The organism is Streptomyces sp. NPDC037271, from assembly GCF_055603605.1.
On the sequence record NZ_JBVJVN010000001.1, the window covers coordinates 896,169 to 912,704 of the forward strand.

Below are 16,536 nucleotides of genomic sequence, written 5' to 3' on the forward strand. Positions count from 1 at the left end.
CTCGCTTCCCCCCCCCCCACCCCCCCCCCGTCCCCCTCGCACCCTCCCCCCCCCCCCCCCCCCCCCCCCCCCCCCCCCCCCTCCCCCCCCCCCCCCCCCCCCCCCCCCCCCCCCCCCCCCCCCGCGGTGGGGGAGGCGGCGGACCGTCAGCCGGCGGCGGTCCGCTCCCAGCGGTAGAAGCAGCGCGCCATCGCGTCCTTCGGACCGCGCCAGGTCGCCGGGTCGTACGCCGACACGTACGGTTCGAGCCGCTCGCTGACCCGGCGGAACTCCGGATGCCCGGTCAGCCGGCCGATGACCGGGGCCGGGTCCTCGTCGCTCTCGATGAGGTGCATGTACACGCCGTCACCGAACTCGAAGAGACTGCGCCGGTTGACGCCCACCAGGTGGGGCAGCTCGCCGCTGTCGGACTCGGCGAACACCTTCGCGATGTCCGGTGCCGCGCCGGGTGTCATCCGGGCGACGATCAGGGTGTGGTGCATGGGGAGGTGCCCTCCGTCGATGTCGGTCGGCTCAGGTGGGGTGTGGTTCGGCTTGGGTGTCGTCCGGCTTGGGCGTTGCTCGGCTCGGGTGTTCTCCGGCTCGGGGTCGGCCGGCCCGGGTGTCAGCCGGCTCGCGGGTCAGCCGGCCGGATGTCGGTCGGCCCGGTGTCAGTCGGCGAGCACGGAGGCGGGGCGTCGCTCGCCCGCCGCCTGCTCGATCCGGTCCCGGATCAGGGCCATCTGCGTACGCGAGTTGCGGTTGATGTTGTCCGTCATCCAGGCGTCGTCCACGGGTGCGTCCGGCTTCATCGCGAAGTCCTGGATCCAGCGCATCCGGACACCCTCGGCGGTCTCCGCGTACTCCCAGACGATGTTCATGTACTGGAAGGGGCCCGTCTCCACCCGGTGGGCGCGGACGGTGCGGGTCGTCGGGTCGGCGACCCGCTCGGAGACCCAGCTCCACACCTTGCCGTCCGCGTCCGGGTGCATGGTGAGCCGGAAGGTGACGCGGTCCCCGTCGCGGTCGAGCACGTCCACGGAGGCGTACTCGCTGAACAGCCGGGGCCAGTTGTCGATGTCGTTGGTCATGTCCCAGACCAGCTCCATCGGCGCGGCGATGGTGATCTCGTTGTCGGTGTGACCTGCCACGTCACACTCCCGTCTTCAGGGCGCCGTTGATCAGCGCGAGGAAATCCGAGGGCGTCTTGCAGCGCTCGGCCTGCTCCGGCAGACCCAGCCCGTACCGCTTCTCCAGCTCGGCCACGATGCCCAGCAGGCCGAGGGAGTCCAGGCCGAAGGTGTCGAAACCGGCGTCGGCCTGCTGCTGGAGGGTGACCGGGTCGACGTGCACGCCGGCGGTGCGCTTCATCAGCGTCGCCAGTTCCTCGACGGTCACCTGGTAGTCCACTTGGTCGGTCATGCGAGGTGCTCCTTCACTCGGTTCGGCGCTCGCCCGGAAGCGGCGCTCACTCGGGGTTGGCGTTGGTCGGGTCGGGTGGGCCATCGGTCGCCCGTCACCGGTCGCCGGTCGCCCGGTACCGGATGTCCGTCGCCGGTGGCCGGTCGTCCGCTGCGCGTCACCGGTCGTCCGGCACGGTCGTCCGGCACGGTCGTCCGTCATCCGTCCGTGGACGGCGCGGTGCCGCCCCGTCGCAGGACGAGCGCCGAGTTGGACCCCATGAGCCCGCGGCCGAGGACCAGGGCCGTGCGGGTCTCGGCGGGGCGGGCGCGGCCGGCCACCACGTCCAGGTCGTGGCACACGTCGAACACGTGCGGGGTGGGCGGGATCAGCCCGTGCTCCATGGCGAGCACCGCGGTCGCCACGTCCAGCACCGGTGCCGCGCAGTACGCCCGCCCGGTTCCGGTCTTGGGCGCGGTGACCGGCACGCGCCGGGCGTGCGGGCCGAGCGCGTCGGCGAGGGCGAGGGCCTCGGCCCGGTCGGCCTCCGGGACACCGAGGGCGTCCGCGAACACCACGTCCACCTCCTCGGGCCGGCAGCCGGCCTCGGCCAGCGCGCCCTGGATCGCGTGGGCCAGCCCGGCCCGGGACTCCGCCCACCGGGAGGGACCCGTGAAGGTCGCCGCGTGCCCGGCCACCGTCGCCCGCACGTCGGCCCCGCGGTCCCGGGCCGCCGCCTCCTCCTCCACCAGGAGCACGGCACCGCCCTCGGCCGGGGCGAACCCGCAGGCCGCACCGGTGAACGGGCGGTAGGCCCGGTCGGGTTCGGTGGCGCGGCTCAGCTCGGGATAGCCCAGCTGGCAGACGATCGAGTACGGGGCCAGCGGCGCCTCGGTCGCGCCGCAGACCACCGTGTCCGTGCCGTTGCGTACGGCGAGCGCCGCGTGCGCCAGGGCGTCCAGGCCTCCCGCCTCGTCGGCGGCGACGACCCCGCAGGGGCCCTTGAAGTCGTTGCGGATGGAGACCTGGCCGGTGCTGGCCGCGTAGAACCAGGCGATCGACTGGTACGGACCGACGTACCGCGACCCCTGACCCCACAGGTTCTGCAGCTCCCGCTGCCCGAACTCGCCGCCGCCGGACCCCGCGGCGGTGACCACGCCCACCGAGTACGGCGACTCGACGTCGGCGCGGCCGAACCGGGCGTCGGCCAGGGCGAGGTCGGTGGCGGCCAGCGCGAAGTGGGTGAACCGGTCGGTCTGGACGAGGTAGCGGTCCTCGACCGTGTCGGCCGCGTCGAAGCCGCGTACCTCGCCCGCGACCCGCAGCGGCAGGTGGTCGCAGCCCTCGCGGGTGACGGGACCGAGGCTGCTGGCGCCGTCCTCGACCGCCTTCCAGAACGCCTCGACCCCGATGCCGTGCGGGGACACCACACCGAGTCCGGTGACGACGGCCCGCCTGCGTCCGTCCTGCCGACGGCGCGTGGTCCGTTGTGGTCCGCTCATCGCAGCCCTCCTTCACAGCCGCTCAGTACGACGGCGGACTGGAAGCCGCCGAAGCCGCTGCCCACCGACAGCACATGCCGCAGCGTCCGCTCGCGTGCCTCGCGCGGCACGTAGTCCAGGTCGCACTCCGGGTCGGGGGTCGTGTAGTTGGCCGTGGGCGGCACCACCTGGTGGGCCATCGCCAGCACGCACGCGGCCAGCTCTATCGAGCCGATCGCACCCAGCGAGTGGCCCACCATCGACTTGATCGAGCTCATCGGTGTCGCGTAGGCGTGCTCGCCCAGCGACCGCTTGACGGCCGCGGTCTCGTGCCGGTCGTTCTGCTGGGTACCGGAGCCGTGTGCGTTGACGTAGTCGATGGCGGTGCCGTCCAGCCCGGCCATGTCGAGCGCCGTGTCGATGGCCCGCGCCATCTCCAGGCCCTCCTTGGTGAGCCCGGTCATGTGGTAGGCGTTGCCGAAGGTGGCGTAGCCCGAGATCTCGCAGTACACGGCGGCACCACGGGCCCGGGCGTGCTCCAGGTCCTCCAGGACCAGCACGGCGGCGCCCTCTCCCATGACGAAGCCGTTGCGGTCGGCGTCGAAGGGGCGGGAGGCGTGCGCGGGGTCGTCGTTGTTCGGGGAGGTCGCCTTGATGGCGTCGAAGCAGGCCATGGTGATCGGGGATATCGGCGAGTCCGCCGCGCCCGCCAGACACACGTCGACGCGTCCCTCGGCGACGGCGTGATAGGCGTACCCCACCGCGTCCAGGCCGGACGTGCACCCGGTGGACACCGTCTGCACCGGACCGTGGACGCCGAACTCCTCGGCGACGGCCGACGACAGCGTCGCCGGGGTGAAGGCCCGCTCCAGGTGCGGCTCGGCCCGCCGGTCGTCGACGTCCCAGCGGGAGCCGCGCTCGCTGACGAGAACGTAGTCGTGCTCCAGCCGGGTGGTGCCGCCGACCGCGGTGCCCAGCGTGGCGCCGGCCCGCCAGGGGTTCTCACGTGCCATGTCGAGGTCGGCGTCCCGGACCGCCTCGGCGGCGGCGACGAGCGCGAACTGCACGTACCGGTCGCACCGCTGGACCGTGGCGAGGTCGAGCCCGTGCTCGGACGGTTCGAAGTCGCACTCGGCGGCGATCTGCGAACGCAGCCCGGCCGGGTCGAACAGGGAGATGCGGCGCGTCGCCGTACGGCCGTCGGACAGCAGGTTCCAGAACTGGGGTACGCCGATCCCGCCAGGGGCGACGACGCCTATGCCCGTGACGGCGACCCGACGCCGGCTCATGACACCGCCTCGGCCGCGGCGGCGGGACGCTCCTGACCGGCGTGCCCGCCGTGCCCGGCGCACCCCGCCCGGTCCGGATCGTGGGGGAGGGCGTTGCCCGCCGCGTCCTCGGTGTCGACATGTCCCAGCTCCGGCCGCGGGGCCAGCGGCCCCAGGTGGAAGACGATGCGTGCCTCGACGTCACCCACGTTGCGGAAGCGGTGGCGCATGTCCTGCGGGATCAGCAGCCCCTGCCCCGTGGAGAGGGTGTGGGGGACGCCGTCCAGGTCCACCTCGAGCGTGCCGTCGGTGACGTACACGAACTCCTCGGAGTACGGGTGGTAGTGCTCCGCGATGCGGTCGCCGGGCTGCACGATGGCCACGCCCATGAAGCCGCTGGTCGACCCGGCGGTGGTGGGCGTGAGAAGGGCGCGGAGGTCTCCGCCGCGGCGGCGGTTCGGCGCGATGTCGCCGAGGGAGACGATGCGTACCTGCTGGTCTGTCATGTCGTTCACTCCGGGATGACGGGAGGCGATGGGACGTCGGAGGGGTCGGAGAGGCGGGGAGGGTGAGGGGCGGAGAGGCGGGGAGGGTGAGGGGAGGAAGAGGTGCGGAGAGGTCGGAGCGGATGAGGGGAGGAGAGGTCTGAGATGTCGGAGCGGATGAGGGGCGGGGAGTTCGGGGAGGCCGGGGAGGCGGAGAGGTCCGCGCGGACCAGCGGGCGCGCCGTCGGGCCCGGCCCGGTCCGCCCCGGTCACCCTCGGTCCACACCGCTTCGCCCCGGTTCGATCCGGTCCGCCCGCGTGATGCGCGCCTGGCTCAGGGGTCGTCCGAGCGCCGGTCGGTCAGGAGGGTCATACGGGCCCGCGCCAGCAGCAGCGACAGCGTGCGTTCGTCCGTCAGGGGCCCGTCGACGCCGGCGGCGGCGGTGTCCAGCAACTGCTCGGCCTCGGCGACTTCTGCGGCGGGGGTGGCCCCGGACGTGCCGGCGGACGCGTGCAGGCCCAGGACGAACGCGGGTGCGTCGGCCGGATCGCCGACCACGTCGACGAGCCGTATGACGAAGTCGTCGCGGTGGAAGACGGTGGCGGCGCGGACCGGGCTGTCCGGGTCGTGCGCGGCCGCCGCGTCCCGGCCGGCCAGCAGCCGGGCCAGTTCCGGACCGGCGCCGGCCCGGGCCGGGTAGAACAGCGCGAGCCGCATGTCGCGCGCGTCGGCGCGGACGCAGGACGTCATGTGGTGGACGGCCGGCATGGCGGCCCGGGTGAAGAACCGCCGGGCGGACCGGGGATCGTGGAGGTCCCGGACCTGTTCCAGATACGGGTTGAGGGCCTCCTCGACGGCCCGCACCCCGGGCTGCCGGGCGACGTGGCGCAGCGCGGTCTGCAGGTCGCCCTGCACCTCCACGGCGCGCACGACCCGGTTGCCGTGCAGGAAGACCGAGGTGCGCAGCAGCCGGCCGGAGTCGTCGACACGGGCGTCGGGCGGCGCGTAGTCGGCCAGCAGCCGGGCGACCTCTCCTTCGCTGCCGGGCCGTACGGTGAAGGTCAGGGCGTGCCGTACGACGTCGCTGCCGATCCGGGGAGCGGCCTGCGGCGGCTCACCGGCCGTCGCGGACGGGGGCTGTTCGCCGGGGGTCTCCCGCAGGACGCTGTAGCGCAGGGAGTGCGTGTCGCGCACGAAGTCCTGCAGGGGCTCGACGGTGTCGAGGTGCTCTTCGCTGTTGACCCAGGCCAGGAAAGGTACCGCGCTCTCCCATTCGCTGGTGAGGAGCCACTGGGTGGGATTGTCCACAGACTGGCACAGCTGGTCGCTGACGTGTCCCGGAACGGCGGCGACCCGGTCACGGATGCCGTCGTAGGCGTTCAGGAACTCCTGCTGCATTCCGTCGTGGATGTCCAGCATCAGGACGACCCGCACGCGGGATCCGTCGAACGCGGATATCGACACGCCGACCGCGTCCGCGGCGGCCGATGCCGCCGCTGCCGCCGTGGCGTCCGTGGCGTCCGTGGCGTCCGTGGTCCGGGCATCCGCCGACCCGGTACCCGTCGCTACGACGGGAGAGACCGTCATGCGGCCCACCTCTTCTCGGGGAACTTTCTCGTCGACTGGGCGCGATCGTCGCGGCGCGGGCCATGACTTCGGCGGCGCGGCGGTCGCAGTAAGCACGATCGTGAGCCGTGCCCGCGAGGTCCGCGAACCGGGAGGGTTAAGCGGGTGAAGCCTGAGCCGCCGCGGGCCTCATCGGGCCGCACGGGGCATGCATGAAGACCCCCGGCGCAGATCTGCCGCGGGGCGAGTCACGCGACGACGGTCCGGCACACGGAGGGCGAACGTCCGTCACGACGGAGGACCACGTCCGTCACAACGGAGGACGGCGACCGCCACGACGAAGGACCGCGTCCGTCGCAACGGAAGACGACGTCCGTCACGACACAGGACGAACGTGCGTCACAACGGAGGACGAACAATGAACACAAGAGCCGACCGGTCCGGCGGATCCGCCCCCGGGGTCCACCGAGTCCCGGTCCTCATCGTCGGCGGATCCCTGGTGGGCCTGTCGACCTCGGTCTTCCTGGGGCGGCTGGGCATCCGGCACACCCTGGTGGAGCGCCACACCGGCACCTCCATCCACCCCCGCGGGCGCGGCAACAACGTCCGCACGATGGAGATCTTCCGCGTGTCCGGCACCGAGCCGGACATCAGGAAGGCCGCCGCCACCCTGGCCGGGAACCACGGCATCTTCCAGACACCCACCCTGGTCGGCGACGCGGGGGAGTGGCTGTTCAAGGAGATGGACGCGGGGGGCGGACTGGCCCGCTTCAGCCCCAGCTCCTGGTGCCTGTGCTCCCAGAACGACCTGGAGCCGGAACTCCTCACCCACGCCACGAACCTCGGCGGCGACCTGCGCTTCGGCACGGAACTGCTGTCGTTCGAGGCCGACGCCGAGGGCGTCACCGCGATCGTGAAGAGCCGGGAGACCGGCGAGCACACCACCATCCGCGCGGACTACCTGGTCGCCGCCGACGGCCCCCGCAGCCCCGTCCGCGAGCAACTCGGCATCGGCCAGAGCGGCCCCGGCGACCTCTTCCACAACGTCAGCATCACCTTCCGCTCCCGCCGCCTCGCCGACATCGTGGGCGACCGCCGCTTCATCGTCTGCTACCTGACCAACGAGGACGCCGACGGAGCCCTCCTCCCGGTGGACAACCGGGAGAACTGGGTCTTCCACGCCCCCTGGCACCCCGAACAGGGCGAGACCGTCGAGGACTTCACCGACGACCGCTGCGCCGACCACATCCGCCGCGCGATCGGCGCCCCGGACCTCGACGTCGAGATCACCGGCAAGGCTTCCTGGCACGCGGCCCAGCGCGTCGCCCGCAGCTACCGCTCCGGCCGCGTCTTCCTGGCCGGCGACTCGGCCCACGAGATGTCCCCCACCGGCGCCTTCGGCTCCAACACCGGCATCCAGGACGCCCACAACCTCGCCTGGAAACTGGCCGCGGTCCTGGAGGGCTGGGCGGGCGACGGCCTCCTGGACACCTACGACGCGGAACGCCGCCCGGTCGCGGAGGCCACCAGCGCCCGAGCCGCGGGCCGCTCGGCGGAACACAGCCACCCGGGATTCGCGCCTCCGCCGGGCATGGGAGGCGGGGGGCCGGGTGCGGGGCCGGCCGGTGGCCCCGGAGGCGGCCCGGGCGGAGCACCGGCCGGCGGTCCGGGCGGAGGTCCTGGCGGCGGTCCCGGGGGTCCCGGCGGTCCCGGCGGTCCCGGTGCTGCTCCGGGCGGACGTCCTGGTGGCGGTCCCGGCGGTCCCGGCGGCCCCGGAGCTCTCGGAGGTTTTGGGGGCCCCGGTGGCCCCGGTGGCCCCGGTGGCCCCGGTGGCCCCGGTGGCCCTGGTGGCGGCCCTGGCGGCCCGGGCGGAGGCCCCGGTGGCGGCCCGCAGGCCGGCATCCTCAACGTCGCCCTCGGCTACCGCTACACCCAGGGCGCGGTGGTCGGCGCCGACCCGGGAGCACCGGTGGTGCCGGACGGCCTGGACCTCACCGGCGCCCCCGGCAGCAGGGCTCCCCACCTCTGGCTCCGCCACGGCGACGACGCCGCCCGCATCTCCTCCCTGGACCTCTACGAGGACTCCCTGGTCCTGCTCAGCGACGCGGCACAGCCCACCGGCTGGCACGAGGCGGCGACGCGCCTGGCGTCCGACATGCGGGTTCCGCTGAAGTCGTACCGCGTGGGCGGGACACCGGAGGCGGACCTGACCCCGGACGACGAGGACACCGACTGGGCGAGGGCCCACGGAGTGACCCACGGCGGCGCGGTCCTCATCCGCCCCGACGGCTTCGTGGCGTGGCGCTCCCCGGGCCCGGTCCCGGACCCGGAGTCGATGCTGCGGCAGGTGGTGGGGACGGTACTGGCACGGCCGTGACGTGACTGGCTGCCCCGCCCGGACACGAACGTGGACCACTCCCCGGTCAATCTGCGGCCTCTCGTTCCGAGGCGAACCGGGGAGTGGTCTCCGTTGTGACGGTCGGTGCCGTGAGACGACCGTCGTATGACGGGCCGTCAGAGCTGAGCCGTACGGACTACCGGGCGAAGGAGCCGGTCGTCCGACACCTCTGCCGAGTCATGACGTCAGAGCGTGATCATGAACTTGCCCTGGTCCCAGTAGGTGCCGTGGTTGGTGCGGACCGCGACCCTGCCGTCCTTGGTGTGGACGAACATGTCGGCCTTGCCGTCGCCGGTGGCGTCACCGAACTTGAGGGTACCCAGCTGGGTGCCGTCGATGAAGAGTCCCCAGCCGCCGGACCAGTGCGTCCCCTGGTCCCAGTAGGTGCCGTGGTTGGTACGGACGGCGATCTTGCCGTCGTTGGTGTGGACGAGCATGTCGGCCTTGCGGTCGCCGTTGACGTCGGCGAAGTACAGCCGGCCCAGGTCCTTCCAGGTCACGAAGCGTCCCCAGCCGCCGGACCAGTGGGTGCCCTGGTCCCAGTAGGTGCCGTGGTTGGTGCGCACCTCGATGTTGCCGTCGTTGGTGTGGACGATCATGTCGGCCTTGCCGTCGCCGTTGACGTCGGCGAAGTACAGCCGGCCCAGGTCACTGCCGTCGATGAAGCGTCCCCAGCCGCCGGACCAGTGCGTGCCCTGGTCCCAGTAGGTGCCGTGGTTGGTGCGCACCTCGATGTTGCCGTCGTTGGTGTGGACGATCATGTCGGCCTTGCGGTCGCCGTTGACGTCGGCGAAGTACAGCCGGCCCAGGTCCTTCCAGGTCACGAAGAGGCCCCAGCCGCCGGACATGACCCGGCCCGGGGCGAAGGTGTCCCCCTGGTTGCGGTGGACCGCGACGTCGCCGTTCGAGCGGAGGACGACCAGGTCGGCCTTGCCGTCGCCGTCGACGTCGGCCGAGTGGCTCCGGTCGCGGTTGCGGACGTCCTTCACCCAGCCCGCCAAGCCGTCGACCCTGGCGTCCACGGCACCGGTCCGGGTCTCCGTCCCGCCGAAGCACCCGCCCTGCCAGGAACGGCTGTGGATGGCGGTCAGCTCCACCCCACTGTCCGTGCGGCGCAGAGCCGGGCCCCCGGTGTCACCGGCGCAGACGGACACGCCGTCCTGACCGGTCAGCGCCACGGTGGTGTCGGTGGCGGAGTCCACCCGGAACTCACCGGTGTGCAACTGGGTCGGGACCCACTCGGTGCGGGTCCGCCCGAATCCGGCACCGATCAGGGTCTCACCCGCCTCGGGGGCGTCGGCGGCCAGCCCCACCGGCGCGACCGTGGTGACGGGCTCGGCGAGCCGGACCATGGCCACGTCCCGGTCGTCGCGCGGGACCACCTCGACGATGCCGAGGGTCCGCGTGCCCAGGGTCGCCGTGGACTTCAGCGCGGGCTTGCCCGACTTGACCTCGCCACCCGGAGTGGCGGCGAAACAGCTCGTGGCGGTCAGCAGCCACTGCTGGTGCACCAGCGCGGCGGAGCAGCCGCGCATGGCATCGCCCTCGCCGATGACGAGCCGGGCGGTGAAGGCATGTTCACCCGCGGCCGCGGGCTTGCCGGACACCGCCTGCGCGGTCGGCGCCGTGGTGAGCAGGCCGGCAGTGGCCGCCAGGACGATGCCGGCGGTCATGGCGCCGCGAGCCTGCCGGGTGCGGATTCTTATGGTGGGCAACGTACTTCACTCTCCTGTTGCGCAACGTTCATACTTGTCGGTTGATCGTAAAGGTGATCAGGACGATGTGACCCGCAGCCCGTCGAGGTCGCGCGATGGCCACTGCGAGGTGGGGTGCACACGTCCGCAAGGGAGTTGAGTCCAGCGAACGGCCACTGAGGCCGAACTCGTGATGTCGCGTCGCTCCCGTCCAGGTGACTCTGACGGACAGGCCCGCCTTGACGAGGCAGCCGTCCATGAGCCCGGACGACCACGGAGCGGGGCCGAGCGACCGTCACGCACAACCGGGTGCGACGAACTCCTCACACCTGGCACCTGGGAGGCCGGAACGACAGGTTGCCGCAGTCGGCCCCCGCCCGCCCGCTCAACGACCGTTCCGCATGGATGGACGGAGCGTGGAGACTCCGATCTCGGCCTTGGCGGGGCGGATCGGTCAGATTTTGACGACGGTGACACGTCCACCGCACAGGGCGATGAGGTCCTCGGGGTCGGAGGCGAGGATTGTGACCGGCCCCGGTGCGGTCAGGGCGGTGGCGGCGAGCATGGCGTCGCTGGCGTACTTGTGGCCGTGCAGACCGGCGGCAGCGAGGAGGGTGGCGGCGTGGCGGGCGATCGGTTCGACGGCCAGGCGGGAGAGCGTCCACTCCAGGGCCGGGAGATGTTCGTCAGTTTTGAAGGCAGCAGCCGGTTGCCGTGTCTGCTGGAGTCCGGCCGTTGTCAGTGGCTGCTGGCAGGATCGCCAGCATGACACCGTTGCTTCTCACCGACGTCGAACGAGCCGTTCGCAGCAGCTGGAGTGCCGAGACGTGCACGCCTGAGTTCCGATCGCGCTGGACCAAGAACAACCCGGCCCGGGACCAGTGCGGTGTGACCGCCATGGTGCTCAATGACCTGCTGGGAGGCGAGTTGATCCGGGGAGAGGTCCACGTCAACGGAGAGCGTGTGGACTACCACTGGTGGAACCGCCTGGGCATGGGCATCGAGATTGACCTCACCCGCGAGCAGTTCAGGCCGGAGGAGGTCGTCACTGGAGGCATCGTGATTCCCCGCCCGCCGGTGACTGAATGGCGCAGGCTCCGTGAGGAGTACGAGCTTCTCCGCGACCGCGTCTTGGAAGAGCTCAATCGGCAGCAGGCGAGGGCCTCTGCGGCCGTGTCTCGTCAGCCGGCCTGATCCTGTTCGGCTCGTGCGCGGGTGGTAGCCAGGCGGTAGGAGCCGCACTGCCACGTCGCCGAAGTCAAACTCGGCCTCCATGCCGGGCGGGTGGGTCTGGGGGACGAACGCCTCGATGGGCGCCTTGCCCGCCTCCACCGCGATCTGCGGCTTCCGGTCGGCGACATACCGTCTGACCATCGGGTACGACACGTTCGCGCCGTGTTCCTCGACCAGCCGGTGGAAGATCCGGGTCACCGTGTGCCGCTGCTTGCGCGGTGCGTCCAGGTCCACCCGAAGGATCCCGTCGATCACTGCCTTGTACGGATCAAGCGCCGACGGCCGCGGTGGCAGCGGCTTGCGCGGCTCCGGCCAAGCCGAGTCCAGGGCCTTGCGCACCGTCCGCCAGGAGACGTTGTACTTGCGCTCCAACTCCCGCATCGCCAGGCCGGCCCGGTGATCCCGCCGGATCGCCGCGTACAGCTCGACCTTCGACATCTGCGGCATGACCAGGCCCTTTGGCATGAAGAAAGCCCCTGACTTGCACTTCTGCAGGTCAGAGGCTTCTTTAGCACTTCTCGCGAAGTGCCCCCGGCAGGATTCGAACCTGCGCACACGGCTCCGGAGGCCAGGTGGGCTGACGGCACCCTCAGCCTCTGAGCTGCACCGGAGCCTCGTCCCCTGCCGTCGGCACTAAGATCATTACGTCCCCATTACGCAGGTGCCCTGTCGGCCGCGGGACGCGCCCCGTAAGGTCGGACCCATGATCTCGGGCAGCGACGGCGTACCGGAAGACGGCGACGAGACGGCCTTCACGGCGGAGGCCACGACCCCCATCCTCCAAGACGCTTGCTACGCCGCCGGCCTCGACCCGACGGGTGCCGACCTTCTCCGCCTCGGCTCGAACGCCGTGTACCGACTGTCCTCGGACCCGATCATCGTCCGCATCGCCCAGGACCGTACCGCCCTCCCCGAGATGGAACGCGCGGTCGGCGTCGCCCGCTGGTTGGAGGCGTCGAACTTCCCGGTAAACCGAGTGCCGCGGAACGTCTCCCAACCCACTGTCGTCGGTGGCCGCGTCGTCACCTTCTGGGAAAGCGTCCAGGACCGGGAGGAGTACGCCACGCTGGGCGAAGTCGCCGACTTGCTGAGACGGCTGCACTGGCTGGAGGAGCCCGAACACCTTGGTCTGCCGTACTTCGACCCACACGCCAAGCTGGCCGCGTCCCTGACGGCCCTGGACGGCATCGCTGACCGAGACAGGGAGTTCCTGGAGGAGCGCGCGACCGAGGTGGGCAAGGCGTACGACCGCCTGGACTTCGTTCTCCCCTTCGGCCTGATCCACGGTGACGCGAACATCGGGAACGTCCTCCGCCACCGCGACGGACACGCCGTACTGATCGACCTCGACGGCTTCGCCCTGGCCCCGCGAGAGTGGGACCTCATCCTCACCGCGATGTACTACGACCGCTACGGCTGGCACGCGCAGGAGGAGTACCGGACCTTCGTCCATCGCTACGGCTTCGACCTCATGAACTGGCCCGGCTACGAAACCCTCGCCGACTTCCGGGAACTCATGATGGTGGCGTGGGTCGGCCACCAGGCTGCGACGAGCGAGCGCTTCGCCGCTGAGTTCGAGAAGCGCATGCGGTCCCTGAGAACGGGCGAAGAACGCGACACATGGGGCGCCTTCTGAGCGCGCGGGCTGCGCGCCCGATGAACAACTCAGCGAGCGACCGACCGACTGGCCTCCGTAGCCACCCATAGCCGATGCTCGCGAGCCTGCTCCGCGAAGACCCGAGAGGCCGCGTTGTCCCCGACGGCGAAGAGGTTCGAGCGGAACTCAGCCAGGTAGCTCACGCACCGCGCGGATTTCAGGTGCTCGCCGAGATCCAACGCGTCCAGGGCAACCCTGCACGCCTCCTCGACGTCGCCGGCACGGAGATGCGCGTCGGCCAGCACCATCGTGGCGAAGAAGTCACTCCGTACGTGGCTGCCACTCATCGCGTTCTCTGCGTGGGCAACGGCCCGTCGGGCGCTGTTGACGTCACGGAAGCAGTGCGCGGCCTCGGCCGCCAACTCCGCCTCATCGAAGTAGGTGATCCACTCCGGCTCCTCCTTGTCGTTCCGGCTCGCCAATGCACGCATGGCGGCCGTCAACGCAGCTTCACAGGCGCGTACGTCTCCGGTACGAGCGAGCGCGCGGGCCTCCATCGCGTGGAACTGAGCGCGGAGGGTCGGGGTCGCGACCTGGGCAATGCCCATCAGGGCAGCGCGGGCGAGCGTGGCCGCTTCGGTGTACCGACCGAGGAACGTCGCCTGGTGGCTCATGGCAGAGAGGATGCTTCCGGCAAGCCGTCGGTCGTTGGCGTCCTGGGCGAGCCGGAGGGCCTGGAGGAAGTAGCGCTGCGCTAGACCGTGATGGCAGGCGTCGTACGACATCCAACCGGCTAGAAGAGTGGCCTCAGCGACGGTCGAGTACAGGGCCCGTCCGACGGCGTCGCTGTAGCTGCCGCGCAGGAGCGGAACGACATCGTTGCTGAGGTACTGGATCACGGACCGCCGAGCATGGTCCCCGCCGAACCGGTCATCGAGCTGAGCGAACATGTCGGCGGTGGTTTTCACCGCGGCCACGTCCCCCAGCCCCACGCGCAACGCCCCCGGCCGCCCGGACCGGGGAGCCGGCTCCGGGGCCACCAGCCACCGCAGGGAAGCTTCGTTCCACGCTGGTTCGGCGGCCTCCGACTGGATCAGGGGCTCATAACGGTTGAGGTCCGCGCTCCACAGCCGCTCCACCGTGCTGATAGCCGTGTCCGGGCTGTCCGGGTAACCAGCGTCCAGGAGCGCAGCGTCTTCGGTGCCGCCACTGGCCATCCCGATCTCCTGGGCGGAGACGCCGTACACGTCGCCGATCAGCGCCCCGTAGAACCCGTCCGGCGTGCTGTGCCCGTTCTCCCAGCTAGCGATACGCCGTTTGACGCTCTCGTCCGACGGCAACTGATGCCCGCGCTTCGTCGCTGCTCGACGTAGCTCACGCACGAGACGCGGCTGACTCCAGCCGCGTTCCGCTCGGAACTGTCGTAACCGCTCGTGGACGGGCTCGATGGGAAACGTGGCCCTTCCCTCCTCGTATCGTGCAAGGGGAGTGGTGCGAAGTCCTGTCTCATACGAACTTACGCGTTTTGTTGCTCCCGTTGGCAGTGGTGAGCACAAATCACCAGAGCCATTGGGGCTGACAGGGGATGACGCGACACGAGCATGACCGTCATCCCCCGTCACCTCTCGTCATCTGCCCAGGTGAGCGCCGTGCCCGGGAGTCTGTTGGCACTGCGGCAGAGGGGCCGTGGGCTAGCTGATCCGAGGTGAGATGACGTGCAGACGATGACCAGGAGAGGCACCGAATGGCTGTCGGCAGCAGCCAGTGACCCGGTGATGTGCCGAGCGCGGTGGGTGGATGACCCGCGTCGCCCGGTCATGCTTCCCACGGGGCGCCTCTTCGACGTGGTGTCAGTCGAACAACGCCTCGGGTTGGAAACCTTCGACCAACTGTCCCGTCATGACCTGCCCCACGGCCCGGTCATGATCGACCACAAGGCGCGGAGGGTGGGCTTCTTCCTGACCTCCAACAGTTGGGACTGGTTCTCGTACTTCATCAAGCGCGAAGCCAAAAGGCCGCTCGACTACAGGTACCTGAGCAAAGACTCGGTGGTCGTGGTGCCTGGCCCGATGCCCCTGAGCGGCGACCGGTACGAGTGGCTCCGCGCCCCGATCAGGCGCCCGGAAGCGAACCCATGCCGCCCGATCGCTCTCGCGACCGTCCTGGGGGCCTCGGCCGAGCTGCTGGCCCGTGTCGACCGCTACGGGGAGAAGTTCGGTTCCCCAGCCGACGCGGTGGCCGCCTACCCGGAGGAGCCGGTCCCCGGTGTCTGACCCTTCACACCACCTCGACGCCGCGCACTGGTCGCCGCTGGACACGGACGACTGGTACGCGGCACGGAACGCGACCACGGCTCTACGAGACGCTCTCGTTCGGGCAGGCATGGAACGCGACTTCCCTTACTTGCGTGCCGACCTGAACGCCTTCGGCCACGGCCTGGTCGAGCTGGGCCGCATCTCGCCGGCCACGGCGGAGCACCTGGCCGAGTTGCTGAGACTGGCCCTGGCAAGCGCGGCCGTGCCGCACCCGTCCACTGAAGCCGACCACGAACCGGGGGAGTGACCTGATGACGGACCGGCATGGAGTCATCGCCCCTCGCGCCGAGAACCTGACAGTCGGCGTGAACTATGTCCGGGGCTGGGCAGAGGCCCGACGCGGCGCCGAAAGCCTTGCCGAGCAACTTGCAGCGTTCGGCCTGGAAACCGATTTTCCGGGCCTCGCCGCAGACGTGAACGTGTGGGGCGACGGCCTGGTACGACTGGGCGCGGTTCGCCCTGATGCGGCGCTACTGCTGGCACGGCTCATTGAGGCCGGCACGGCGGTACAGGAGCGTGAGACGCGCCCGCATCTCAGTGTTCGGAACTGATCGACTCGAAGCCTTCTTCTCTGTGGCTGAGCGGCCTGTGGTCTGCTGCCCGGCCGGGACCGGCGCCCCAGCGCCGCAGCCCGGACGGGCAGCAGACCACAACGCCATTGCAGCCATCGGCTTGGGAAGCTAGGTCCATTCGCACACCGTTGGCACGATGACCTGGGTGAATGCCCGGACCGGGGACTTCTTCGGGCTCGGCTGGTTTCACCGTGGTTCTCCGCTTGATCTGATGCGCTCGTGGTGCATGCCGTCATCGTTGAGCACTCGGTCGTGCCTAGAGCTTCTGCGCTCTACCGCACTCATCATAAAATCTGTGCTCATGGACGCTGGGTTGGCTGCAGTTTGCGGTGCTTTAGCTGGAGCGCTTGGGGCGGTCGGTGCCGCTTGGGCAACGTCTCGGGCGCAATGGAAGAGTGCGCGCTTAACGGCCCGGGCTGAGCATTTGCGGCAACGGCACGACAATCGTGCGGCTCACTACAAGACCCTTCTATCGGCCGTATCTGATCTGCAAGGCGCCTTAAACGGTGGCAGCTATTTCCCTGGGAACGAGCTGCATCGCTTTAC

Annotated in this window: 15 protein-coding genes and 2 pseudogenes; 7 read left to right on the forward strand and 10 right to left on the reverse strand. The window is 70.7% G+C overall.

What is annotated here, in order from left to right; all coding sequences use genetic code 11:
• Positions 1-146: 146 nt before the first annotated feature.
• The 7 genes from ACZ7G3_RS04125 to ACZ7G3_RS04155 all read right to left on the reverse strand — a co-directional run bounded on the left by ACZ7G3_RS04125 (position 147) and on the right by ACZ7G3_RS04155 (position 6,202).
• Positions 147-482, reverse strand: a complete 336-nt coding sequence (locus ACZ7G3_RS04125) for a TcmI family type II polyketide cyclase (RefSeq protein WP_470923102.1) — start codon at positions 480-482, stop codon at positions 147-149.
• Positions 483-650: 168 nt separating this feature from the next.
• Positions 651-1,130 (reverse strand): SRPBCC family protein, encoded by a 480-nt coding sequence (locus ACZ7G3_RS04130; protein WP_426599780.1) that lies wholly within the window; start codon positions 1,128-1,130, stop codon positions 651-653.
• A 1-nt stretch (position 1,131) separates the two neighbouring features.
• Positions 1,132-1,401, reverse strand: a complete 270-nt coding sequence (locus ACZ7G3_RS04135; RefSeq protein WP_470923103.1) for an acyl carrier protein — start codon at positions 1,399-1,401, stop codon at positions 1,132-1,134.
• Positions 1,402-1,598: 197 nt separating this feature from the next.
• Entirely contained in the window at positions 1,599-2,882 is a 1,284-nt protein-coding gene (locus tag ACZ7G3_RS04140; RefSeq protein WP_470923104.1) for a beta-ketoacyl synthase N-terminal-like domain-containing protein, read from the reverse strand.
• Positions 2,879-4,150: a beta-ketoacyl-[acyl-carrier-protein] synthase family protein gene (locus ACZ7G3_RS04145; RefSeq protein WP_470923105.1), complete on the reverse strand. Its 1,272-nt coding sequence runs from the start codon at positions 4,148-4,150 to the stop codon at positions 2,879-2,881. Before ACZ7G3_RS04145 ends, ACZ7G3_RS04140 begins: the two co-directional genes overlap by 4 nt.
• Positions 4,147-4,635 (reverse strand): cupin domain-containing protein, encoded by a 489-nt coding sequence (locus ACZ7G3_RS04150; protein ID WP_470923106.1) that lies wholly within the window; start codon positions 4,633-4,635, stop codon positions 4,147-4,149. Before ACZ7G3_RS04150 ends, ACZ7G3_RS04145 begins: the two co-directional genes overlap by 4 nt.
• A 313-nt stretch (positions 4,636-4,948) precedes the next feature.
• Positions 4,949-6,202, reverse strand: coding sequence for a SchA/CurD-like domain-containing protein (locus ACZ7G3_RS04155; protein ID WP_470923107.1), 1,254 nt, complete (start codon positions 6,200-6,202; stop codon positions 4,949-4,951).
• A 397-nt stretch (positions 6,203-6,599) separates the two neighbouring features.
• On the opposite strand from ACZ7G3_RS04155, the pseudogene ACZ7G3_RS04160 reads away from it, so the two are divergent.
• Together ACZ7G3_RS04160 and ACZ7G3_RS04165 are read left to right on the forward strand one after the other, a co-directional pair.
• Positions 6,600-8,213 (forward strand): annotated as a pseudogene (locus ACZ7G3_RS04160) (FAD-dependent oxidoreductase); the annotation flags it as partial.
• Positions 8,193-8,558, forward strand: a pseudogene (locus ACZ7G3_RS04165) (aromatic-ring hydroxylase C-terminal domain-containing protein); the annotation flags it as partial. The pseudogenes ACZ7G3_RS04160 and ACZ7G3_RS04165, both read left to right, overlap by 21 nt.
• 206 nt (positions 8,559-8,764) lie before the next feature.
• On the opposite strand, the gene ACZ7G3_RS04170 reads toward ACZ7G3_RS04165, so the two are convergent.
• Positions 8,765-10,294 carry an FG-GAP-like repeat-containing protein gene (locus ACZ7G3_RS04170; RefSeq protein WP_470923108.1) on the reverse strand — a complete coding sequence of 510 codons (1,530 nt, stop codon included), beginning with the start codon at positions 10,292-10,294 and terminating at the stop codon, positions 8,765-8,767.
• 433 nt (positions 10,295-10,727) lie between these two features.
• Positions 10,728-11,045 carry a hypothetical protein gene (locus ACZ7G3_RS04175; RefSeq protein WP_470923109.1) on the reverse strand — a complete coding sequence of 106 codons (318 nt, stop codon included), beginning with the start codon at positions 11,043-11,045 and terminating at the stop codon, positions 10,728-10,730.
• Between ACZ7G3_RS04175 and ACZ7G3_RS04180 the strand changes: the two genes are divergently transcribed.
• A complete protein-coding gene (locus tag ACZ7G3_RS04180; protein ID WP_470923110.1) occupies positions 11,039-11,467 on the forward strand; it encodes a YunG family protein in 429 nt (142 codons plus the stop codon). The genes ACZ7G3_RS04175 and ACZ7G3_RS04180 overlap by 7 nt on opposite strands.
• Before the next feature lie 742 nt (positions 11,468-12,209).
• Positions 12,210-13,142 carry a phosphotransferase gene (locus ACZ7G3_RS04185; protein ID WP_470923111.1) on the forward strand — a complete coding sequence of 311 codons (933 nt, stop codon included), beginning with the start codon at positions 12,210-12,212 and terminating at the stop codon, positions 13,140-13,142.
• Positions 13,143-13,171: 29 nt separating this feature from the next.
• Here ACZ7G3_RS04185 and ACZ7G3_RS04190 read toward each other — a convergent pair whose 3' ends face one another.
• Positions 13,172-14,485, reverse strand: coding sequence for a hypothetical protein (locus tag ACZ7G3_RS04190; protein ID WP_470923112.1), 1,314 nt, complete (start codon positions 14,483-14,485; stop codon positions 13,172-13,174).
• A gap of 342 nt (positions 14,486-14,827) precedes the next feature.
• Here ACZ7G3_RS04190 and ACZ7G3_RS04195 point away from each other — a divergent pair, with 342 nt between their 5' ends.
• From ACZ7G3_RS04195 to ACZ7G3_RS04205, 3 genes are read left to right on the forward strand one after another with little or no spacing between them, the layout of a single operon-like run.
• Positions 14,828-15,376, forward strand: a complete 549-nt coding sequence (locus ACZ7G3_RS04195) for a bifunctional DNA primase/polymerase (protein ID WP_470923198.1) — start codon at positions 14,828-14,830, stop codon at positions 15,374-15,376.
• On the forward strand, positions 15,369-15,665 hold the full coding sequence (locus ACZ7G3_RS04200; protein ID WP_470923113.1) for a hypothetical protein: 297 nt from the start codon (positions 15,369-15,371) through the stop codon (positions 15,663-15,665). Before ACZ7G3_RS04195 ends, ACZ7G3_RS04200 begins: the two co-directional genes overlap by 8 nt.
• A 4-nt stretch (positions 15,666-15,669) precedes the next feature.
• On the forward strand, positions 15,670-15,969 hold the full coding sequence (locus ACZ7G3_RS04205; RefSeq protein WP_215165637.1) for a hypothetical protein: 300 nt from the start codon (positions 15,670-15,672) through the stop codon (positions 15,967-15,969).
• Positions 15,970-16,536 lie beyond the last annotated feature (567 nt).